This is a genomic window from Vampirovibrio chlorellavorus, assembly GCF_003149375.1.
GTDB lineage: Bacteria > Cyanobacteriota > Vampirovibrionia > Vampirovibrionales > Vampirovibrionaceae > Vampirovibrio > Vampirovibrio chlorellavorus_B.
This window is the reverse complement of record NZ_QFWH01000007.1, coordinates 98,849-119,743: the sequence shown is the minus strand read 5'-3', so window position 1 is coordinate 119,743 and position 20,895 is coordinate 98,849. Positions and strand designations below refer to the sequence as shown.

The 20,895-nt window shown below is 52.5% G+C and carries 26 protein-coding genes; 12 read left to right on the top strand and 14 right to left on the bottom strand.

Annotated features, from left to right (window positions below; genetic code table 11):
- The first annotated feature begins 1 nt into the window (after position 1).
- Positions 2–1,531: an FAD-binding domain-containing protein gene (locus tag DF283_RS10215; protein ID WP_303674735.1), complete on the top strand. Its 1,530-nt coding sequence runs from the start codon at positions 2–4 to the stop codon at positions 1,529–1,531.
- Positions 1,528–2,271, top strand: a complete 744-nt coding sequence (locus tag DF283_RS10210; protein ID WP_303674733.1) for a YqjF family protein — start codon at positions 1,528–1,530, stop codon at positions 2,269–2,271. Before DF283_RS10215 ends, DF283_RS10210 begins: the two co-directional genes overlap by 4 nt.
- 4 nt (positions 2,272–2,275) lie before the next feature.
- Here the strand turns inward: DF283_RS10210 and DF283_RS10205 are convergent, their stop codons facing one another.
- Together DF283_RS10205 and DF283_RS10200 are read right to left on the bottom strand one after the other, a co-directional pair.
- The gene (locus DF283_RS10205) at positions 2,276–2,977 is read right to left on the bottom strand and encodes a dienelactone hydrolase family protein (protein ID WP_303674732.1); all 702 of its coding nucleotides are present in this window, start codon (positions 2,975–2,977) and stop codon (positions 2,276–2,278) included.
- A gap of 97 nt (positions 2,978–3,074) precedes the next feature.
- Positions 3,075–3,518, bottom strand: a complete 444-nt coding sequence (locus DF283_RS10200) for an Hsp20/alpha crystallin family protein (RefSeq protein ID WP_303674730.1) — start codon at positions 3,516–3,518, stop codon at positions 3,075–3,077.
- 237 nt (positions 3,519–3,755) lie between these two features.
- Here DF283_RS10200 and DF283_RS10195 point away from each other — a divergent pair, with 237 nt between their 5' ends.
- The gene (locus DF283_RS10195) at positions 3,756–4,226 is read left to right on the top strand and encodes a CBS domain-containing protein (protein ID WP_303674729.1); all 471 of its coding nucleotides are present in this window, start codon (positions 3,756–3,758) and stop codon (positions 4,224–4,226) included.
- A gap of 491 nt (positions 4,227–4,717) precedes the next feature.
- Entirely contained in the window at positions 4,718–7,606 is a 2,889-nt protein-coding gene (locus DF283_RS10190) for a PAS domain S-box protein (RefSeq protein WP_303674728.1), read from the top strand.
- 42 nt (positions 7,607–7,648) lie between these two features.
- Here DF283_RS10190 and DF283_RS10185 read toward each other — a convergent pair whose 3' ends face one another.
- On the bottom strand, positions 7,649–8,074 hold the full coding sequence (locus DF283_RS10185) for an EVE domain-containing protein (protein WP_303674727.1): 426 nt from the start codon (positions 8,072–8,074) through the stop codon (positions 7,649–7,651).
- Positions 8,075–8,210: 136 nt separating this feature from the next.
- On the opposite strand from DF283_RS10185, the gene DF283_RS10180 reads away from it, so the two are divergent.
- From DF283_RS10180 to ygfZ, 3 genes are all read left to right on the top strand, one after another.
- Positions 8,211–9,446 carry a glycosyltransferase gene (locus tag DF283_RS10180; protein ID WP_303674726.1) on the top strand — a complete coding sequence of 412 codons (1,236 nt, stop codon included), beginning with the start codon at positions 8,211–8,213 and terminating at the stop codon, positions 9,444–9,446.
- 120 nt (positions 9,447–9,566) lie between these two features.
- The gene (locus tag DF283_RS10175) at positions 9,567–9,923 is read left to right on the top strand and encodes a glutaredoxin family protein (protein ID WP_303674725.1); all 357 of its coding nucleotides are present in this window, start codon (positions 9,567–9,569) and stop codon (positions 9,921–9,923) included.
- Positions 9,924–9,935: 12 nt separating this feature from the next.
- Positions 9,936–11,693, top strand: a complete 1,758-nt coding sequence (gene ygfZ / locus DF283_RS10170; protein ID WP_303674724.1) for a CAF17-like 4Fe-4S cluster assembly/insertion protein YgfZ — start codon at positions 9,936–9,938, stop codon at positions 11,691–11,693.
- An 81-nt stretch (positions 11,694–11,774) separates the two neighbouring features.
- Here the strand turns inward: ygfZ and DF283_RS10165 are convergent, their stop codons facing one another.
- Both DF283_RS10165 and DF283_RS10160 read right to left on the bottom strand, forming a co-directional pair.
- The gene (locus tag DF283_RS10165; RefSeq protein ID WP_303674723.1) at positions 11,775–12,494 is read right to left on the bottom strand and encodes a hypothetical protein; all 720 of its coding nucleotides are present in this window, start codon (positions 12,492–12,494) and stop codon (positions 11,775–11,777) included.
- A 191-nt stretch (positions 12,495–12,685) separates the two neighbouring features.
- On the bottom strand, positions 12,686–13,837 hold the full coding sequence (locus tag DF283_RS10160; RefSeq protein WP_303674722.1) for a tetratricopeptide repeat protein: 1,152 nt from the start codon (positions 13,835–13,837) through the stop codon (positions 12,686–12,688).
- A gap of 266 nt (positions 13,838–14,103) precedes the next feature.
- On the opposite strand from DF283_RS10160, the gene DF283_RS10155 reads away from it, so the two are divergent.
- The 5 genes from DF283_RS10155 to DF283_RS10135 all read left to right on the top strand — a co-directional run bounded on the left by DF283_RS10155 (position 14,104) and on the right by DF283_RS10135 (position 16,293).
- Positions 14,104–14,643: a hypothetical protein gene (locus DF283_RS10155; RefSeq protein WP_303674721.1), complete on the top strand. Its 540-nt coding sequence runs from the start codon at positions 14,104–14,106 to the stop codon at positions 14,641–14,643.
- A gap of 416 nt (positions 14,644–15,059) precedes the next feature.
- A complete protein-coding gene (locus DF283_RS10150; RefSeq protein WP_303674720.1) occupies positions 15,060–15,395 on the top strand; it encodes a hypothetical protein in 336 nt (111 codons plus the stop codon).
- A complete protein-coding gene (locus tag DF283_RS10145; protein WP_303674719.1) occupies positions 15,396–15,569 on the top strand; it encodes a hypothetical protein in 174 nt (57 codons plus the stop codon). It begins immediately after the preceding gene.
- A complete protein-coding gene (locus DF283_RS10140; protein ID WP_303674718.1) occupies positions 15,569–15,724 on the top strand; it encodes a hypothetical protein in 156 nt (51 codons plus the stop codon). Before DF283_RS10145 ends, DF283_RS10140 begins: the two co-directional genes overlap by 1 nt.
- Before the next feature lie 299 nt (positions 15,725–16,023).
- Positions 16,024–16,293 carry a hypothetical protein gene (locus DF283_RS10135; RefSeq protein WP_303674717.1) on the top strand — a complete coding sequence of 90 codons (270 nt, stop codon included), beginning with the start codon at positions 16,024–16,026 and terminating at the stop codon, positions 16,291–16,293.
- A 407-nt stretch (positions 16,294–16,700) separates the two neighbouring features.
- On the opposite strand, the gene DF283_RS10130 is transcribed toward DF283_RS10135, so the two are convergent.
- The 9 genes from DF283_RS10130 to DF283_RS10090 form a co-directional block, all read right to left on the bottom strand.
- Entirely contained in the window at positions 16,701–16,874 is a 174-nt protein-coding gene (locus tag DF283_RS10130; RefSeq protein WP_303674716.1) for a hypothetical protein, read from the bottom strand.
- A 192-nt stretch (positions 16,875–17,066) separates the two neighbouring features.
- Positions 17,067–17,255, bottom strand: coding sequence for a hypothetical protein (locus tag DF283_RS10125; RefSeq protein ID WP_303674715.1), 189 nt, complete (start codon positions 17,253–17,255; stop codon positions 17,067–17,069).
- Positions 17,256–17,522: 267 nt separating this feature from the next.
- A complete protein-coding gene (locus DF283_RS10120) occupies positions 17,523–17,747 on the bottom strand; it encodes a hypothetical protein (RefSeq protein ID WP_303674714.1) in 225 nt (74 codons plus the stop codon).
- An 11-nt stretch (positions 17,748–17,758) separates the two neighbouring features.
- Complete coding sequence (locus DF283_RS10115; RefSeq protein WP_303674713.1) at positions 17,759–18,871, bottom strand: hypothetical protein; 1,113 nt, start codon at positions 18,869–18,871, stop codon at positions 17,759–17,761.
- Positions 18,858–19,040, bottom strand: a complete 183-nt coding sequence (locus tag DF283_RS10110) for a hypothetical protein (protein WP_303674712.1) — start codon at positions 19,038–19,040, stop codon at positions 18,858–18,860. Before DF283_RS10110 ends, DF283_RS10115 begins: the two co-directional genes overlap by 14 nt.
- Positions 19,037–19,405, bottom strand: coding sequence for a hypothetical protein (locus tag DF283_RS10105; RefSeq protein ID WP_303674711.1), 369 nt, complete (start codon positions 19,403–19,405; stop codon positions 19,037–19,039). Before DF283_RS10105 ends, DF283_RS10110 begins: the two co-directional genes overlap by 4 nt.
- Positions 19,405–19,965, bottom strand: a complete 561-nt coding sequence (locus tag DF283_RS10100; protein WP_303674710.1) for a hypothetical protein — start codon at positions 19,963–19,965, stop codon at positions 19,405–19,407. Before DF283_RS10100 ends, DF283_RS10105 begins: the two co-directional genes overlap by 1 nt.
- Positions 19,965–20,324, bottom strand: coding sequence for a hypothetical protein (locus DF283_RS10095; protein ID WP_303674709.1), 360 nt, complete (start codon positions 20,322–20,324; stop codon positions 19,965–19,967). The genes DF283_RS10100 and DF283_RS10095 overlap by 1 nt, the downstream gene beginning before the upstream one ends.
- Entirely contained in the window at positions 20,324–20,758 is a 435-nt protein-coding gene (locus DF283_RS10090; RefSeq protein WP_303674708.1) for a hypothetical protein, read from the bottom strand. Before DF283_RS10090 ends, DF283_RS10095 begins: the two co-directional genes overlap by 1 nt.
- Between the last annotated feature and the right edge of the window lie 137 nt (positions 20,759–20,895).

Genomic DNA, 20,895 nt, shown 5'->3' with positions numbered 1-20,895 from the left:
CATGGGCAATCAACTGGTGTGGTTCAAAAAAGACTTGCGGGTAACCGATCACGCCCCGCTGTCTTTAGCGGCCCAAGCGGGGCCTTGTCTGTGTTTATACGTCTTTGAGCCGGAGCTTATTTTTGCCCCGGACTTCGATAGCAGCCACGCCGAGTTTATACGGCAATCATTATTTGATCTGAAACAGGCCCTGGAAAATCGAGGTGGCGTGTTACTTATTCAAACGGGACGCATGCCGGAGGTGCTGGATGCCCTGCATCAGCGTTACGGGTTTGAAGCCCTGTGGAGTCATGAGGAAACCGGCAACGATCTCAGTTATGCCCGAGACTTGCGGGTGGCGGACTGGGTGAAACAAAAGGGGCTCCGCTGGACGGAGTTGCCCCAAACTGGTGTGGTGCGGCGCCTCAAATCTCGGGATCGCTGGGCTGCCCACTGGGAAAAACGCATGAGCCATGACGTGATCCCGCCGCCGAATCGCTTGGTTCCGGTTCCCGGATTGCAAGCGTCCTCAACCATACCCACCTTGGCTGATCTGGGCTTGCCCCCCCATTCAAAGCCTGCCATGCAATCGGGCGGCGAGCTGGCCGCTCAGGATACGTTGCGCAGTTTTTTAACCCAGCGTGGGCAGAATTATCAAAAGGGTATGTCCAGTCCGGTGACTGCCGGGGAAGAGTGCAGTCGCCTCAGCCCCTATCTCACCTGGGGCAACGTGAGTGTGCGGCAAGTGTATCAGGCCACCCTCCATCAGATTCAGACTGTGAGCGCAGGCCCCAAGGGCCCGGAAAGCCTTCAGTGGTTGCGCTCCTTGCGTTCATTCAACAAGCGTTTGCACTGGCACTGCCATTTTATGCAAAAACTGGAAGACGAACCGGGCATCGATTTTGAGAATATGAACCGCGCCTTTGACGGACTGCGGGATCCCGAACCTGACAAGGACTTGCTGGCAGCCTGGATACAGGGGCAAACCGGGTATCCGCTGGTGGATGCCTGTATGCGAGCCTTGCACCAGCAAGGGTGGATTAATTTTCGCATGCGGGCCATGCTGGCCTCTTTTTCGGCCTATCATTTGTGGCTGCACTGGCGAGAACCGGCTGTTCAGCTGGCCCGGCACTTCCTCGATTTTGAGCCGGGCATTCATTACTCCCAATTCCAGATGCAATCCGGGGTGACTGGTATTAATACCATTCGCATTTACTCCCCCATCAAGCAGGCCAAGGAGCAAGATCCCACCGGAGCTTTTATTCGGCAATTCGTGCCGGAGCTGGCCGATTTGCCCAACGAGTTCATTCACGAGCCGCACACTTTGCCTCCGCTTTTGGCCCTGAGTTATGGATTCCAGCCGGGGGTGCATTACCCGCTGCCGGTGGTGGATCATGCCACAGCTTACCGGCAGGCCAAGGAGCGTATTTTTGAATGGAAGCGACGGCCCGAGGTGCGTCAAATGGCTCAGACGGTTTATGAAAAACATGGCAGTCGTCAGCGGCCCACCCGTCCACTGTCCGCGAAGCGATCAGAAAGCCCGCGCTCATGATTCGCTTGCCTTTTTCCTTTCGACAGCGCTGGGAACACTTGCTGTTCCTGCATTACCCGGTGGCTCCAGAAGTTTTACAAAGTCGCTTGCCCCAGGAACTGGTGCCGGATACCATTGATGGCCAAGCCTGGCTGAGTGTGGTGCCCTTTGCCCTGACCTACTGGCTTCCGGGCCTGCCCATTCCGTTCCGGTTTCTGGAGTTGAATTTGCGCACCTACGTCAAACCGGCCTCTGCTTTTGCGGAAATGGCCAGCGGTGTCTACTTTTTTTGTCTGGACGCCAATGATTTCCTCTCGGTGGAGGCCGCCCGACTCAGTTACCACCTGAATTACCAACACGCCCGCATGCAGATGTGCCAGTCCCCGTCGGCAACGTCGGAAGCGGCCCTGATCCAATTTCAAAGCACCCGCACCGATCATCGGGCCAAGCCCGCCCGCTTTAAGTGCCAATACAAGCCCCAACCCGCACCACCTCTGGGGGAGGAAAAGGCCAGTTTGCAACACTGGTTGACGGAACGCTACCGACTTTATACCACCGATGGTCGAGGCGGCCTGTTTACCGCCCGCATTGCGCATCTCCCCTGGCAGTGGCAAGCCGCCGACTATGAGATTTTTACCAATGAATTACTGATCGCCCATGGCTTTTCAGAGTCTTTGTCTCCCATTACAGCCTTGGCCAGTTACTGTCCTTCGCTGGATGTGGTGGCCCACCCCGGCTGCCGGGTCAAACGCCGGGTGTGAACCCTCAGCGCTCGGCCACTGGATGGACATGACCCGGTTTGTTCAGGTATTGGGTAAACCACTGGCTGGCGGCCTGCGCCACATCGCCCAGTGTGCCGGGTTCCTCAAACAGGTGGGTCGCCCCGGAAACCAGCATCATTTCCTTCTTGCATTGTAACTGCTGAAACGCAAGTCGGTTCAGCTTCAGGACCTCATAATCCTCACTGCCCACAATCAGCAGGGTGGGCGCGGTTACGTTTTTTAAAAAGGGCCCGGCCAAATCAGGCCGCCCCCCTCGGGAGACGATGGCATCCACCTGTGTGCGGCGCTGTCCGGCTGCCATCAGTGCGGCGGCAGCCCCGGTGCTGGCCCCGAAATAGCCAATGTTCAACCCCTTGGTTTCCGGTTGGGCGATGACCCAATCGGTGGCACCGGCCAGACGATCCGCCAGCAGGCCAATGTTAAAGCGATATTCCCCGCTCAGGGCATCTTCGGACTCCTCATCAGGGGTCAGCAGATCAAACAACAGCGTACCTAGTCCGGCCTGATTCAAAACCTCTGCCACATAGCGATTTCTGGGACTGAAACGGCTGCTGCCACTACCATGGGCAAACAGAACAAGCCCCCGGGCGCGCTCTGGCAGCGTCAGGTTGCCCGACAGCGTCTGAAAGCCAGCGGTAATGTCCACAGGGTGTTCCCGGTGACTGTAGCGAATGATTTCACGCATTCAGACTCTCCCCTGTTGCGAAATATCCGGTGAAAGCGCCTGGCACCCGTTGTATACGGAATACAGCCAGTGCCAGGCACTACAAAATCGGTTTTGGCTATCTGGCTTGCACCTGAATGCGTTTTCCCAGATTGCCTTCCGCTTTGGGCAGAGACAGTTCCAGAATGCCGTGCTTGAGTTCCGCTTTAGCTCCTTCCGACTTGACCGAGCCCGGAAGGGGAACCCGTCGGTAAATCGCCCCATAGTGGCATTCCCGGCGATAGACATCTTTCTTCTCTTCCGCTTTTTCCTCTCGACTCTGTCCTCGAATGACCACCGCGTCTTCAAGAATCTGGATGTCAATATTCTCGGGTTTAATGCCCGGCACTTCCATTTTCAGGTGGTAATTCCCGTCTTTCTCGAACAGATCAACGGCGGGCAGCCAGGTTCTTGGCACCCGCTCCCGGGCTTCAGGGAAGGTGGGAAACTGAAACTCTTCCAGCTCGTGGAACAGGCGCTCCATCTGATCACGCACTTCGGTAAACGGTCTCATCAAGGCCATCGGTATTTTTCTCCTCTCTCTCAACTTGTTATTAACCGGATTCTGCGGATGAATCACCAGTGATTCCGCGGCTGTTCACCCTGCTGTACTGTTGCCCAGAAACAGCGTTGTGTAAATTATCAGCTTGACCAATAGCCATCCAGACAGAGGCGATATACCCAGAGTAGTAATGCGGGTTTGTCGAAATGCCGTACATAATAAATTACCTTTCCAGCCCTTGTTATGGAGGAGTTTGCCATGCGCGTCCATGAATGTATGACCACCCCGGTGATTACCATTGAGAAGTCTGAATCGGTGGAAAGCGCCTTTGAAAAAATGCGCCAGAACCGGGTTCATCATCTGGTGGTGGTGGAGCGCCGGCAGGTTGTGGGGGTTATCTCCGATTCCGATACGGGCAGTGAGAAGGTAAAGCCTTACACCACCATGAAGGGGCTTTTGGTGGAAGACGTCATGAGCGAGCCTGCCTATTGTGTGGCGCCGGATTCCACCATCCGGGAAGTTGCCAACAAGTTGCGGGGCAATCGCATTGGCTGTCTCCCCGTGGTGGAAAACGATGAACTGGTGGGTGTGGTGACCACCACTGATTTACTGGATCTGCTGGGGCAGGGGGTGGAGCGCATTGTGGGAACCGCCGCCAAGCAACCGGTCAGTCGGGAGAATCCCGGCAGCAAACCGGCCAGTTTTAATCCCCGCCTGGGAAAATATTGAAGGGAACGATTAAGGGGAACGATGAAATGCCAGGGTGGCCAAACCGTATGGGTAACAGAATCTCGGACGGGACACAGCACCGACCGGTAAAATTGGCTCCGATGGGGTGTCAGGTCCCAAGGTAAAGTACCTTGCGAGCAACTGTACTTAATGGGATCATAAACACGTCAGGCATCAGAAACGGGTGTTTCAACAGGTTCAGTCCAGCAGCCCACTATTTCCGGAAAAGACACTGGTTTTCAGGAGAAAACCCGGGATGATGTGTGTGGCTCTTCAGAATAATGAAACGTTATATCCACCGTTGCTTAAAAAATGTATTATAAAGACCATCAAGGTCACTAGGCTGTACAATGCGCTGTAAAATTCCGAATGTTTCGTTTCTCCTCAGTGTCATCATTACTTTAATCGGCCTCCTGGGAATTATTGGCAAATCCTTTAATTACAGGCTTTTAACCACCTTTTCGTGGCTGGGTGCGGGTTCGGAAATCGCCTTGTTCACGGCGATTTCATTTTTCTGTCTGGGACTGGTGCTTGCCATCCTGACTTGCCCCATATCCCTGCCTGAAAAATACCGGGCACCGATACTAGGCAACTTGGCCCTCATTCCAGCGGGCATTGCCCTCTTCTACGTTGTCCATTACCTGATCCTTGCGAAATTTAACGTCCTCCTGCCGCTGGTGACGATTTACCCGACTGTTCCCGTGGCTTTTCTTACCGCTGTTCAGTTGCTGTTAATCACCATTGGCGTCAGCCTGTGGCGTTTTCTGCCCCAAGTACCCGGCAGTCGCAATCCCATTGGGCTGATCGGTATTCTGGTGCTGGAAACGGCATTGTTTGCCCTGGTCGGGGTTTTCGCAAAAATTCCCGTGCTTATGAGCTTTTACCAGGCGGTTCCCACGATTGTAGGGGCGGCCTTGTGCGCCATTCTGCTTTTAAGTCAGGCGCTGACCCCGCCGGGCTTTTTGGCCCCCCTGTTATCTCCGGTCAAGCGAATTCGTTATCTTTCCGGTTTGGGCATTGCCTTGGGTTTTCTGATTCTGGTGGCCGGGGTGGTCATTATCCAGATCTTTGAATTTTTGCTGGGCAAAGCTGCGGAGGCGCTGGAGGCGGAGAAACTGATCGTTACCTTTGAAATTTCGACTATCGCCATTTCCATATTGGTGATGACCTTGTCCCTGCGCGTTCTGTTTTATTACCAATCCAGCCTGCAATCCGAGGAAGAGGCCAGAACCAGTGAGGAGCGCTTTCGCCTGTTCGTTTCCGGCGTTAAGGATTACGCCATTTATATGCTGGACCCACAGGGAAACGTGATTAGTTGGAACGAGGGTGCGGAGCGGATTCAGGGGTATACCAGAAGCGAAATTCTGGGTCAGAATTTTGCCGTGTTTTACCCGGAGAGTGAACAGGCAGCAGGGGGCCCCCAGGAAAAACTGCGAAGGGCGCAAAAGGCGGGCCGTCTTGATATTGAAAGTCGGCTTATTCGTAAGGATGGTTCGGATTTCTGGGCGCAGTGTACCCTGACCAGCACGTTGGATGCCGAAAATAACCTGCTGGGATTTTCCAATGTGGTTCGGGATCTCACCGTACAGAAAGAAATGGAAGCCTCGTTAAGGCAATCCGTATTTGAGTTGACCAACATTCGTCAGGCCTTGGACTCGGCCTCCATTCTGGCCATCACCGATCCGAACGGGGTGTTGACCTATGTCAATCAGGCGTTCTGCGAGATTTCCAAATACACGCAGGTGGAATTGATCGGTCATCCCCATCCCCTGATCAACACCAGTTTTCACGCCCCTGCCTTTTTTGAGGAACTCTGGCGAACCATTCAGTCTGGCAAGGTGTGGAAGGGAGAAATCTGCAATCAGTCCAAAACGGGGCAGCATTACTGGGTGGACACCACCATTTACCCTTTTATGACGGTGGACAAGCAACCGATCCAGTATATTTCCATTCACCATGATATTACCCCGCTGAAAACGGCCCAGGAAAGGCTGCGGGGCAATTTTAACAAGCAAAAAATCCTGACCTCGCTAAGCCAGCAGGCCTTATCCGGTGTGGCCATTGATAAACTGCTGGATCAATCCTGTATTCTATTGGCCAAGACCTTGAAGCTGCCCTTGACCAAGGTGCTGGTTTTTAATGCCGCGGAAAACCAGTTCCTGATGCAGGCGGGCTATGGCTGGAATGAGGATGTGGTGGGGACTGCCAGGGTTCCGGCGGGACCGGAATCTCAGGCGGGATACACCCTGTTGGTGGAGGAGCCCGTGGTGGTGGAAAATTTCCGCACCGAAGACCGCTTTACCCAGCCTGCCTTACTCAAAAGCCATCAGGTGCTGAGCGGGATGAGCGTTATCATTCAGGGAGAAAATCCGGACAAACCTTTTGGGGTACTCGGTGTTCATTCCACAGAGATTCGCTCCTACACAGCCGACGACGTCATGTTTTTACAGGCGGTGGCCAACGTCATCGGGATTGCGGTAGAACGTAAGCAGACGGAGACCTTGCTCCAGACCTTGAATCTGGAGCTGGAGCAACGGGTGCGGGAGAGAACCCGGCAATTGGAAGCGGCCTCGCAGGTGGCGGAAGAGGCGAATCGCCTGAAAACCAAGGTCATGGCCTTTGTCTCTCATGACTTCAAGAACCCATTGGCGGCCATGGGGCGTTTTATCCAGATTCTGCGGGAAAATACCGGACACTTGAGTGTCCAGCAGCAGGAGATCATTGGGTATATCGGAGACGGGGTCACCCAGTTACAGAACATGGTGTCGGAAATTCTGGATAAGGCGCGTCTGGAAGAGGGTCGGCTCAGCCTCTCTCTGGAGGTGATTAACCTGTCGACGTTTATTGAGAATATGAAGCCTTTGGTGGCCTCACTGGCAATGCATAAGGACGTGCGGATTCATTACGAAATTCAGCCCGACATTGTGGACGTGGAGGCGGACACCCGGTTTTTAAGACAGATAATCCTGAATCTGGTCAGCAACGCCATCAAATACAACCAACCCAACGGGCATGTTTATCTGCGGGCAAAAGAGTGCGGAGATGCCCGATTTGTGGCCATCTCGGTTCAGGATACCGGGAAAGGCATTTCAGCGGAGCAAATTCCTCTGCTTTTCAATGAGTATTTCCGGGTGGGAACCCATACCCACAGCACGGTGGAAGGAACCGGACTGGGTCTGGCCTTTATCAAGAAACTGGTTGAACTCCATGGTGGGGATGTGGCGGTGCGTTCAGAACTGGAAAAAGGCTCCACATTCACCATTCTACTACCCAAGCGGGCTGGTCTGGCCTGGTCTGTGCTGCCTGACAACCGGGAAGCGCTGCTGAACGAGGCGGCGGTGCCACTGGTTGCAAACCCGGAAGCGGCTGTGGAGTCCTGAGCTTTTCTCGTAAAGGTTGGGGAAACTGCATTGAGGTAAGCCTTAGGGTGTGTGCGGCTTCTGGCCGGATAAATCAATGAGGTAGTCGAACGTTATTTTGTCCAGCGGCATGACCGATAGCCGGGATTGCCTGATGAGTGGCATCTCCGCCAAAGCCGGATTGGCTTTGATTTCGGCCAGCGAGATTTTGCGTTGCAATGCCTTGACCGGCTCCAGATCCACTACCACCCAATCCCCCTTGGGATTGTCCGTGGGGTCCGGGTAAAACTCCCGGCTGACTCGGGCGATTCCGGCCAGCGCCTTTTCGGTCACGCTGTGGTAAATCAGCACCTGATCCCCCTGTTTCATGGCTTTCATATTGTTGCGGGCCTGAAAATTACGCACCCCATCCCAGACCGTACGGCCGTCCCGCACCAGATCTTCAAAAGAAAACTCGCCCGGTTCGGTTTTCATCAGCCAGTAGCCCATTGGTTTGTCTCCCCTTTTTAAAAACTGTATTTTGAATTTTTAACACAAAGCCCACCGGCATTTCAGGGGCAAAATCGGCGATGCGAAGTGGGTCAGCCGTGGTATGATGCCTCTGTCGAGTAAAGATACCAGATTCGTGCCAAAGTTATTAACGCTTTGTTTTATCGCGGATGCCACCAATATCCATGTGCAACGGTGGTTGGGTTATTTTGTGGCTCACGGGCACCGGGTCTACTGCCTCAGCGATAAAGGAGGCGCCATTGACGGGGTGACCGTTCATGCCTTGCCCAACCGGGACAGCCTGATTGAGGCAGGCAGAGGCAAGGTCTCCAAAACGGCGGTTATCAAGGCCAGAGCCCGTAAAATCAGGGAACACCTCAAGGATATCCAACCGGATGTGCTGCATGCCATTTTTCTCTACCATCGGGGCTGGTCTGCGGCACTGGCGGGCTTTCATCCGATCGTCATCACCCTGTTGGGCTCCGATATTTACCTGCCGCAGCGCAATTACAGGCATCTGCCCCAACTGTGGCGCGATCATCTGGTCAACGCCCTGGCCATGCGGCAAAGCGATCTGGTCACGGCGGTCTCCTACGATTTGCACCAAACCGCTCAGCGCATGCTGCTGGGCCTGACCCCGGTGGAATTGATCCCCATTGGTACGGATGTGAACACGTTTCGTCCGGATGTGGAAACCACCGCCTTGCGGGAAAAGCTGGCCATCCCGGAAGAGGCCTTTGTGGTGCTGAGTCCCCGGCAGATGACCCCGCATTACAACCAGACCACCATCATTGAGAGCATTCCCAGAGTGCTGGAAGAGGTGCCCACTGCCCTTTTCATTATGAAGGACACCTTCTGCAACACCCCGGAACGTCAGGCCTATGTGCAGTCCTTAAAAACATTGGCCGATACGTTGGGCGTCAGTCAGGCCATTCGCTGGGTGGAAGAGGTGCCTTTTACCGAACTGCCCCAGTATTATGCCCTGTGCGACGTGGTGGTGTCCGTGCCCAGCACCGACGGCATGCCGGTAACCCTGTTTGAGGCCATGGCCTGTCAAAAGCCGGTTATCGTGGGGGATTTATCGTCTTACAACGAGGTCATTATTCATGGGCAAACCGGCTTAAGGGTGCCCATTCGCAACAGTCAGGTTCTGGCCCGTTCTATCATCAAAATTCATAAGAACCCGGCGCTGGCCAGCCGACTGGTGGAAGAGTCCCAGGTGATTCTACACCAGTACGGGATTTTCCAGGAGCAGATGATGCGGATGGAACGCTATTATTACGGTTTGGTCAATGGGGAACTCCAAAGGCCCGGCTACTTCCGAAAACTGCTTAGCCGCTGGATGTTTCAGTGGGTGGTTCAGCTGACTTGAGGATGGCGGGGCACAGCAACGGGTTTGATCAGGCCTGATGCGGAATGGATTGAGAATCAGGCCGGTTTCAGCTATGCTAAAGCCATCGTATCCCCCGCAATTCGTAAAAGGACTTTCCCCATGCAAGAGCTGGAACAAAGCACCAAAGATCGCCTGAAAAGCGAAATTGAAAAAGAGATCAGCGAAAACAAGATTATTTTTTACGGCAAGGGCACCAAAGATATGCCCATGTGCGGCTTCACCGTGGAAACCATCCAGTTCCTGAGCCAGTACGGCTACCCGTTTGAAGTGATTAACGTGCTGCACGATATGGAAAAGCGGGCTGTGCTGAGCGAGATGACCAACTGGCCCACTTTGCCCAAGGTGTTCATCAACGGCAAGTTCTACGGCGATACCGATATTTTGGGGCCCATGGCTGAAAATGGCGAATTGCAGGCCATTTTAAAAGAAGCCTTCCCGGAAGGACCTGCCGCTTAAGCCGGTTTTGACATGAGCGTGCTGTCCACCACTTGCACCCCGGCAGTGCAGACCGAAGCCGAGGTGACCCGCGGCCGGTTTGGAATTGCCCCGTTGTCGCAGTATGCCCTGTTTCAGTTTACCGGGCCCGATGCGATCCGGTTTCTGAATAACCGGCTCAGCAACGACGTGTCGGCCCTACAGCCCGGGCAGGGGCAGCGCAACGCCGTGCTGGATCGTCAAGGCAAAATTCAGGGTATTCTGGATCTGTACCGGATGGAAAATGCTCTCTGGCTGATGGTGGACAAGGCCGAAGCCGACAATGCCATTGCGCAGATTGAAAAATTTCACATTCTGGAAAATTTTCAATGCGCTGAGCAAACGGATTCATATGCCTTGTGGGCCATTCAGGGGCCGGGGAGCGCCGCTTTTCTGGAAACCCTGCTTCCATCTGATTCACGTCTGCCCCTGAATCCTTTTGACAGTCTGCCAGTCGAACTGCTGGGGGCGTCCGTTTTGCTTGTACGGCGGGCGTTTCTGGGGGATGACGGTTTTCTGTGCCGGGTGCCCCGGGAGCAGTCGGAGGCCTTTCAACAGGATTTAATGGCGGCCACTGGGCAGGCCGGGGGCACCTTGATCTCTGAAGCCTGCTGGGAGGCCTTGCGCATTGAGGCCGGACAGCCCCGTTTCGGTCAGGACTACCAGTTTAATACCCTGCTTCCCGAAACCGGACTGGAGCGAGAGGCGGTCAGCTACAGCAAGGGCTGTTACCTGGGGCAGGAGACCATTGCCCGGGTGAAAACCTATGGCATGCTGCAACAGGCCTTGGTCGGCCTGTTGTTTTCGCCGGATTTGACCACCGCACCGCCATCGGGCGCCGCTTGTCGCATTGATGATAACGGGGTGGGCACTCTGGCCAGTGTGGTTTACGCGCCTACTTTCAAGCGAGTCATCGCCATGGCTTACCTCGGTAAAAAGGAACGCATTCCGGGGAAACGCCTGTTACTGGAGATTGACGGGCAATCTTATACGGTGGAAGTATGCTTGCTGCCGTTTTATCACGCCCCACACAGCCAACCAGACGGTCAGGCGCTTTTGACACAGGGCTTATCACTGTTCTCGGAAGGGCAGGACGAGGCGGCCATCGCCAAGTTGCGTCAGGCGTTGACCGTACAACCGGATTTACTGGCCGCTTACGAGGCTCTGGGCGTCATCCTGTCTCGCCATGAGGAGTACGAGGAGGCCATTGCGCTGATGAATCAACTCTTGGCGCTGGATCCCGATCATGTGCTGGCCCACACCAATTTATCCATTTTCTATATGAAGCTGGGTGACAAGGACAAGGCCGAAGATGAGAAGGCCAAAGCCACCACGGCCGCATTTCGGGCCGCGCTGCGTCAGAAGTCCCCCAACGCTGCCCTGACGGTTGATCCGGAAGCGGAGCGGCTGAAAAAGGAACAGGCCCTTCAGGAACGCATCGCCATGTTTGAGGAGGCCCTCAAGTTCAACCCGGAAGACCCGTTGGGCAACTTCGGTCTGGGCTCCGCTTACCTGGAGCTGCAGCAGTACGCTCAGGCCATTGAGCCTTTCCAGAGGACACTGAAGGCCCAGCCCAAGCATTCGGTGGCTTACGCATCGCTGGGCAAATGTCTGGCTGCCACTGGCCAGACTGAGAAGGCCAGAGAGATTTTAGAGCAGGGCATTGAAGTGGCGGCGGCCAAGGGCGATTTGATGCCACTGAAAGCCATGCAGGCCCATCTGGAAACAATCACCAGCCAGCAGGCGGATTGAATCGCCCGTTGCTCCGGCCTTGTCGCCTTCCCGATCGGCAGCCTTTCCCCACAAATCCACGGAATGACTGCCGCTGAGGAGCTACGATTCCTGCGGCGTTTCTGTACTCGATGCGCTGGAGGGTGTGGACAACCCATCCACCAACCATCCCAAACAGGAAACAAAGTTGCCCCGCCCGTCCGGATTGACCAGCCCCTTGCGCACCAGATAATTCACCCGGGAGGAAATATCGGTGAGTTCAACCGCTTCAAAGCCATGACCGCTGGCCGGTTGCGTAATCTGATGATCCACGAGGTACTGCTTAATCTGTTCGGTGGAGGCCTGCCCGCCGTTGAACACAATGGCTCGAAACAGCTCGTAATTCAGGGAGTTCCGTTTCCGTAATACCTGATTGACTTGCTGAAAGGCCATATCCGGAATAAAGGTTCCGGCCTGCTGACGTCCCTGTGGCAAGTGGTAGGCCGGGGTGCGCTGCCAGCCGGTAAAAGGAGAGGGCAGGGCCTTGGGCGTGGCTGCCCCGTAACTCACGTAATTATCCAGTATTGTGTCGTTTTCTGGTGAGACTTTAGAATCACTATAGTTTTCCAGAATTGACTGCAAACTTAACTTCAGGGTAATCAGTTTTTGTTTTTCCAAACGCAACTGACGCAGTTTTTCCACCTGCTTTTCCAGCTTTTCAATTTGTGGGCCCAACCGCTCCAGCTCCTGTTCCGTTTCCTCCAACAGGCTTTCCAGTCGGTTGTGGCTGGATACTTTTGACTTGTTTTTGGAAGATTTTGTCGTCTTGGTGGTCATCGACATCAGAAATAAGTCCGCCTCTAGTCTTAACCAGTCTATTGTAAGTTATGACGTCATCTGCGGCAAGGCAAAAATTTTACTAAAGTACAATGATTGGACTTTATTTTGACGTCACAAATTATCAAGTTCTTTCAATGCTTTCAAGAGTGACAAATACAAAAAAAGCTATGCTTGTAGTAGGAAGTTGCCCTGAATTACAGTTGAACTTTTAGACGTTTCAAACCGGCCTGGGCGTAAAGATACTCGCTCTCAAAATCCTGTTCGCTTTGCTGGGCGGCATTCAGCGCGGCTAGATAATGGTTGTTAGCCTTGTGGGCTTGCATTAATTGCTCATAGGCAAAGGCCAGCTGATTTTCAACATTAATCCATTGCCGAAGCCGGATGTCCTCCGGCAACTGTGACATGATTTGCCGCCCCTGCGTAAAATGCCGCACCGCCTCCTGGTAACGCTCCTGCTCCAGTGCGATATCCCCCAACAGCAGATGCGGGTAGTAGAAGGCCGGATTGATACGTAAGGCGGTCTGGGCGTATTGGCGGGCGGTGGCCAGTTCTCCCAGGGCGTGATGGGTGCTAGCCAGTGCATTATAGGTCCATTCAAAACGGGGACACTCTTGCAGGGCCTTGAGATAAAAGTGTTTGGCCTCCTGATGGTTGTCCGTGTGAGACAGTATATTTCCCGCTTGCAGGTAATAGCGGGCCAGTGGCGTCAAATTTCCGGGATACTTCGGCATTTCCAGATTTTGAAACAGCGCGGTTTCCAAGGCCAAAGCCGGGCTTCCTCCCAGTTTTGTGGCCCGCTCAAGCTCCCGCTGGGCCAAATCCAGCATCAGCGCATGTTTAAATTCCCGGGCCAGCGCCAAATGAAATTCCGGCCGTTCCGGATGCTCCAGCGTGTCCTGCAAGGCTTCTAGCAGCGTTGGATTTTCGGTGGTTTGATGTTCATCTTCCACTTTTTGCAGCGCTTGCAAACTCGCCTTGGGCTTATTCTGTTTGTAGTAAATGAGGGCCAATTGAGCGTAGGCATGACTGGATAGCGAGGCCATGACTTTCTGCGACAACCAGTCGCTTTCAATGATGCGCACGGTGTCTTCATAGAAAAATTGGGCTGCCAAGGTTTTACCCATCATGTCAAACAAATCGGCCAGCAGTAGGCGGGGAATCGGGTTACCGGCTTCCTGCTGATTATGGATGGCCGTTTTGAGGGCCTGTTGGGCCTGAGTGAATTGCGCGGCGCTCTTAAAATCCATCAAGTTAACATTGCCACTGACCCAGGGCTCTTTCCATTGCGCTTCGGCATAGTGCTGGGGAAAGTACACAAAGAGGGCAAAGAAAGTGCAGCTGGCCATACCCCCAAAAAGCATCAGGGCGGATATGGCCACCAGTATCCATGGACCCAAACCCGGACGTTTCGATGATGATTTCACAGGAATCATAAGGCGCTCAAGAGGTTGCTACTTGTAGGGGGTATCGGGGCGGCGCCGCAAAACTTGAACACCCCTCCTGCGTTTGCAGGATAATAAAACCATCCCGCTTACAGTGGGGGGAAGCCGGGACAATTCTATGGGTACCCTGAAAAGCCTCCCCAGTTTTTGACGAGAAACGATAGTTTGCTATGACTTATGAACTGATTCAGACAGCCGATGGTTCGCTTTCCTGCCTGGATGTGGCGGTGGGGCAGTTGTGCCACAACCGGGCCGGCGCTTACACGGAGGCAGTCAACAACTACGTAATGCCCTCCGGGCTGTTGGATAAGGCCCAAAAGACCGGGGAAATCCGCATTCTGGATGCTTGCTACGGCATGGGCTACAATTCCTGGGCCCTCATCAACGAATTGTTGCGTCACCGGGCAGGGGTAGAAACACCCATGGGCCCTGTGGCCCTTTCCCCTGTAACACTCTCTATAGTAGCGGTGGAACAGTCCATTGAGATCATGCGATTTTTGCCTCAGGTTTTAGCACTTCCTTGCTTCGATGCCCTGAACCAAAATTTAACCCCGTCGGAACATAATATATATTATCGGACGTTGATGAACCAACTCGACACTAAGGGTCGGCCTACCGAACCAATGGTTGTAGAGGAGTACGATTTGGACGGCAATAAACGTTATGAGGTAGATCTGCTAGAACTTATGTCTCGTTCGCCATCCCCGTAGATTTTTGGTCTACCGTAGCGGCGGACTGCATGCTATCAGATTTACCGTAAGATTTGAATCCGCAGAATATAGGCGGCTTGATTTTCAGGCCTGAATTTTTGCCGCCCGAATTTAACGCACCCGGAGATTGCCGCAAAAGCCCCGGAAGCTTTTTGCTGCGCAATTTTCCAAAAAATAAGCGCCGCGCCGGTCTATATACTTTCTAGACCATCTAGACCCTTTGCAGGGGTTATTTAGAAGGTATAGATGGCTGATCGGCTACCCACTAGCTAGAAGCCGCTTCTAGAGATTCAGTCAGTATTGTGATTTTAAAAGGATTTTCGTCAATGACAAGCCGAAGAGCAAATGATACACTGGTTCCAGCACGGTACATAATCGATTTAGTCAACCGTGACAGGTCTTTTAAGGCTGCCACGTTGGTTCTCGATTTCGGGCCACAAGGCGCTTTCCGCCTCATCCAAAGCGCGGGAGGTGTTGACCGGATACCGCATATCAAGCGGGTTTGCGACTTTATTGTGTCGATATGGGAAAGCAGTCCCTGGTATTTCCGTACCAGCCAAACGGGCCAATATACCGACGATGAAGCCGCCTGCAAGAAACGGGCCGTGAATATGCTAATCTCAATGGCTCGTGATCCCCGCCGCCCGATACTGGAAAAATACGCGGGCGCTTCCTACTTCCGCAACCACGAAAACCGGTTGCGGGAAGTGGACAGAATCCGGGGTGAAATCGGCATCCGGGAGGCTCAGTAAATGTTTGCCGTTTATATGAACATCCGACAGCCCGGAATCAGCGAGCAATGGTTTCCCATCCGGGAATTTGAGAACAAATACATTGCTGAAGGCTGGGTAAACGGTGCAAACAATAATTACCGGGGCTATAACGCAATGTTGGGCATCCGTTTTGAAGTCCGGGAGGTGCCGTAATGTTCCAGGTGGTCATCAGTGCAATGGTAAAATCCGTACAATCGACCGGGAGTTTTGGCACTAAGGAGCAGGCCGAGGCTTGGATTAGGGCTGCAAAAACGGTATTACCGGAAGATGAGTTCTTCTTTGATGTTCAGGAGGTGCCGAGTGACTGATATTTACCGATGCCCTGAATGTCATACGGAGGTGTTCGCCAAAAGCCTTGCCGCATTTCGGTGCCCGGTATGCGGATATTCCGGAGGGAATCAGCTAACCCTTTTCCGACACGGCAAACCGAACGATGGCACAATCCAGAAATTGAGAGACTTTGACCCTGCCGAAGTAAGCCGAAACGCCCGCATCCACAGGGAAAAACAACGGTTTCCGTAATCACAATACACTTCTGCGGGGGGATATAAAAAGTCCCCCCTTTTCTTTTTTTTAAACTGATCCATAATGCAGGTGGTATTTGATTATGGAGTTTAAAAGTAATATGGTTTCCCGCATTGTTGCCGCCCTGGTTGTGGTCATGCTGTCCGGTTTCGCTTGGGCGGAAACCAGCCTAAAAAATGAAAATATGGTTTTACGTCAAGAGATTGCAGGCTTTCAAACAACTATTGAGCAAGCACAAAACCAGCTTCGAGAAATTCATGAATGTGAAGATAAATACGGGAAAAGCAATTCCAAGTGTCGTTCAGCCTTTGAAAAACTGGAACACATTTTGGTTCCTACCTGTAGCGATTGAATAGGGATATAAGATGCTTGGAATATTGGGACTTGTTACGGAAAGCTCCTGTTACGAAACTATCGGCAATGTTCAGCAAAGCTCTTACCAGTTGGCAGGAGTTGCTCTGGTTATAGGAATAATCATAGGTGCTTTTTTAAACTGGACAATATCACTCAATTCCCAGGTGCAGACTATGCAGGGAAATGACCGGCCAATCGGTTTACGGCAAAAATCACAGGCCCAAGAAGGCCCCTGAAATTGTTTTCAGGGCTTACGATACCTGAAACAAAAAAATGCCCGCATCCGGTAAACGGGGCGGGCAAAATATTTGGTATTTAAATTAAAGGTTTTAAAAGTACTGTAAATCATAACATAAAAGAAAAACCGGCCTGTGGAGGCCGGTATCGTTACATTGCCAGGGTAGGTTAGGAGTCGAACGGAAGCCGGATTCCTTGCTGTACAAATTCATCGTGCCGCACATTGTAAAAGCCAATCCGTTTTTTGGGCGGATTAGCAGCCTCCGTCACGGCATCATCCGCGCCTGCGTTGCTTTGGTCGTTTTTTTTTACAAATTGCCCTGTTTTGGGGTCTCGTGGCATACCGCATCACCTCCTTAATACTGAGTATAACTAATTCCGGTTTTTATCAGCCCACCGGATCCACTATTATTATCGGGGGTGCGGATGTACCCCCACCCAATGGCTTCAGGCCGAAGCGGTGTGGTATTGGTTTGGCCACGCCGCCCCATTAGCACCAGGGCGGCAATAATCAGGCCGACCCCAAGCCATTGTTTATCGACGTTTCGCATTGGCGGCATTGCCCCAGTTGAAAGCCAGAAAATCCACAACTTTCCTCACAAATATCATTGCAGCATCGTCGTGCTTGTTTGGTGTGAACGCAGCCACAGCGGAAGCGGTAGCAACAACGCTTGTAATGATATTGATAACCGCAGGCTCGAACGAAAAAAAATTAATACTCATAGTTTCCTTTCCAGTTCCTCAACTCGTTTTTCCACACGATCCAGGCGCCAAGCCAGCCATTTCAGATCGTTCTTAAGTACTACAACAGTAGCTAGTCCACAGGATAGGCCAGCACTCAAGCCAATCAGAACGTTTTGCCACCAAACCAGCATTACCGGTTCCAGTTGAACCAGCCGGAAATGGTCCCCAGTGTTTGCTGTTGCACTACAAAATTGTGGGTTAAAAAGCCCAAGGCGAAGATTGCCGCGTAAGTCAGATATTTGTCGTTCATTTGAGAGCCTTCTTTCCTTCTACAACCAGAAATAACACGCCACCAATGAGTAAAAGGGTTGTCAGGGTATCCAGGCGATCAAAAAAGCCGCCGTTTTGGCTGGCCTGGGTACCACCGCCGGGGTTGGTCATCCCGCCCACCGCCTGAGAGCCGGTTTGCAGGATGGAAAAGCCGCCAATGGCCGCAAGGCCGGGCACGATAAAAGGGACTAAAGCAGCCATTGTTTTTCTCCTCAGTTGTATCGAATAATGGAACCGGAAACATCCCCAGGGCCATAAGCAGGCGGCGCGGGAGCCGGTGCAAAAACGGGAATAGGGATAAAGGGCAAAGGCCTAGGCTTGGGTGCCGTTGGCACCGCAATGGAGCCCGCCTTGGGTAAAATAGACGCTTTTGCAGTGGTTTTAACAACAGGTTTTTGAGACCCACCTGGCGGAGGAAGAATCTCATTCCATTTGTCGCCGCCCCCGTAACTTCCATTATCAATGAAAGTAAATTGAGGCTTCCCAGCTGGCGATCCAGCTCTAAAACCAATATCAATATGGAGCGAACGATGATTTCTAACTGTAGGAATCCCAATATTGATACCCTGTACGCTTCTAGCAGCTCTCAATAAGGGTCCTGTAATATATTCAAAAGTAAGACTTCCGCCTAGGTCAGCAGCTTTTCCAGAAGTATGGAAACTACTTTTCTGTTGAATACGGATCCAGGAGTTAGCGGTAATTTTGCTTTTAGTGGAACGATCGCAAACAATATCCAAATAGCTAGCCAGTTTTGCCGAATTTTTCAGGGTTTCTAAGGCTACTTGCTTTGCTCTGGAGGCACCAACAGGCGCTAGAAGTGGCTCAATACAGTCTTTCCACTGATAATACCGGCTCATCTTGGCATAGCGAACGTGTGTGGCATATTTGCCTTGCTGGATTAAAGCGTAGGCCGTTTCGGGGTTCATAATGGAGCCAGGGGCAATGGTCACAGGCTTTCCTCCTGTATCGGCAGTGGTGGGCGGTAAAACGTTTTCAATGGCGTCCTGGACGGTATCCAAGGCGCCTTGGAAAAACCCGCCAAAATCCAGGGTGGGCAAGCTTGGTACCCGGATCTCTGGCACGGCAGGCACCGGGGAAGGGGCGGGGTTGGGTGTTCTAGGGGCAGGCGGGCCAGAGACCAAAACAGGGTTAAGGTAAAACCCACCCAGGCCACCCAACATAGAGAGGCCCAGCATCTGAGCAAGCGAAGGGGTTTTGAACACAGAATAAGCGGCAAAAAGACCGAACCCGGCCCCCGCCAATACGGGAACAGAGAGCAATTCCTCTGTGCTTGGTAAGTCGATCGGTTCATCAAGCAGGCTCATTGTCCACCGGCCTTCCCGAAGTATCCCAGGTTCCATTTTTCAGCAGAACATCCGCCCCGTGTTCAGGCGGTGCAGGAATTTCAATAGCGCCAGGTGGATACTCTGATTCGGGCGTATCCCAACCGCCCAGGTACTTTCCACTCTCATCAACAAAAAACTTCGTGGTCATGCGAAAGCCCTCACTACCAATCGCCAATTGCTATTGGTGATATCCGTACCTACACCGGTGCTTTTATTCAGTAACAAAAAAACAGTGGCATTTGAGCCATAACGGATATAAATATTCGTTGCATCAACAACGACTGAAAGCCCGCCATTGATACTATTTTCGCGCCTAACAGAATCAAGATCCACTTCATCCCCAATTGAATAATTGATATTTGCCGCATTGCAAACCAGAGTGAATCTTAATGATTTTGGCCGCTCTCCCAGGCCGTGAGCCAGCGTTAAAGCGCCGCCGGACGTAATGATTTGCTCCGGGCTTGTGTAAGTTTTTGAAAATACAGCTCTTGCGCCTGATCCTCTAATTCCCATTAGTTTTTCAGCTCCAACACTCTGGTATCAATTGTGCCAGATGGCGAAATACCGTAAATAGCCGCCCCTGAATCCAGTGCGATGGACGTTTGCGGCAACACAGGCCGTCCAGTGGCCGTTGTTACAGCAGCTCCACCAATGTACAAAGTTTTTACGGTATCGTTATTGAAAATCTCAACAGAATTTCGGGTTGCGTCCAGGGCCACAATAGCGGTCGCCCCTGTCCCCACGGACACGGCAGCCGGGTTATTCAGGGTATCGCCCGATTTTGTATTCAGGGTAGAACTGACGGTTAAACGGTTGTCAAAAATATCGCCCTCTGAAACGGCAATGGTAAAACTGGCAGCGGCCCCGGCCGTCTCCTGAAAAAACAGTTCTTCAAACCCATCGGGCAACTTGAAAGTCATCCCTGCGCGAATATTCGTGGTTTCGTTGGAATCCACCTGTAATTTTAGGGAGCCGCTCAGGGACAAAATCGCCAGGGACTTTCCGGCCAAAGGCACTTTCTGAATTTGATTGGCCGTCAACGTGCCGGTGTACTCTAAATATGCGATACCCATTAGAATTCCCCCTTAAAGACATATACAGCCGCCAATACGGCTAAACTCACCCAGATAAGCCGCTGATTGTTTTGAGCGGTTGAGGCCTGCGTCTCGTTCAATTGGGCCTGGGTATCCACTGCAACCTGTCCGGCACCGGCAGCCGTTTCCAGGGCCATTTGCGTGAGGTCTAAAAACCCCTGTAAAATCGTGCCAGCTTCAGGCGGCAATTGGGAAATGTTTATAGTACCTGTGGTGTTTGGCCCAATAGCAATCCCGGCATCAGTAGCCGCCACCCGTTGATCCTGTTGTTGGGTGGTGCTGGACGTGCTTGTCGTAGTATTCGACTTGCTAGAGCTTTTTGATCCGCCGCCTGACATTAAAAAACCTCTTTCATAACCAGGTATTCCCAATCCCGGCAACCGTATTGCCGTTTTAAGATTTCAGCCACGCCTTTTCGTGCAACAATGGCCCGAAATACCTTACAATCCTTATTCTTCGCCTCTTGATATAGATAATCGTGAATAGAGGGAAGGCTTTCCACAAATTGTCCGCCGCCGTGGATCACCACTAAATGTTTAGTGCGATCGTACATCTCTTCAATCCGGGTACATACAGTTGCTACGTGTTCATTTCCAGCGCTATTAAGCCTGTAAACATTCCACAATTGAACATTTCCAGAATTTATTTCAAACCAAAGATGATCCAGTTCGGAAGAAGTTAAGTATCCTTCCAAGTGTTGGGCATTTTTGGCGCTCCAACTGGATTTCTGGATATGAATTATCCCGTTTTCTTCTTGCGGAGCAATAGCCACGCTACACCTCCAATCACGAAAATGGGTAAAAGCTGTCCTAGTGTGGTTGAACCAGATGCACCGGTAGCCGTAGCACCGGAAGAATTGCCAGCCAATGAAAGCCCACCGCTCGCACTTTTGCCAAGTGAACCGCCATT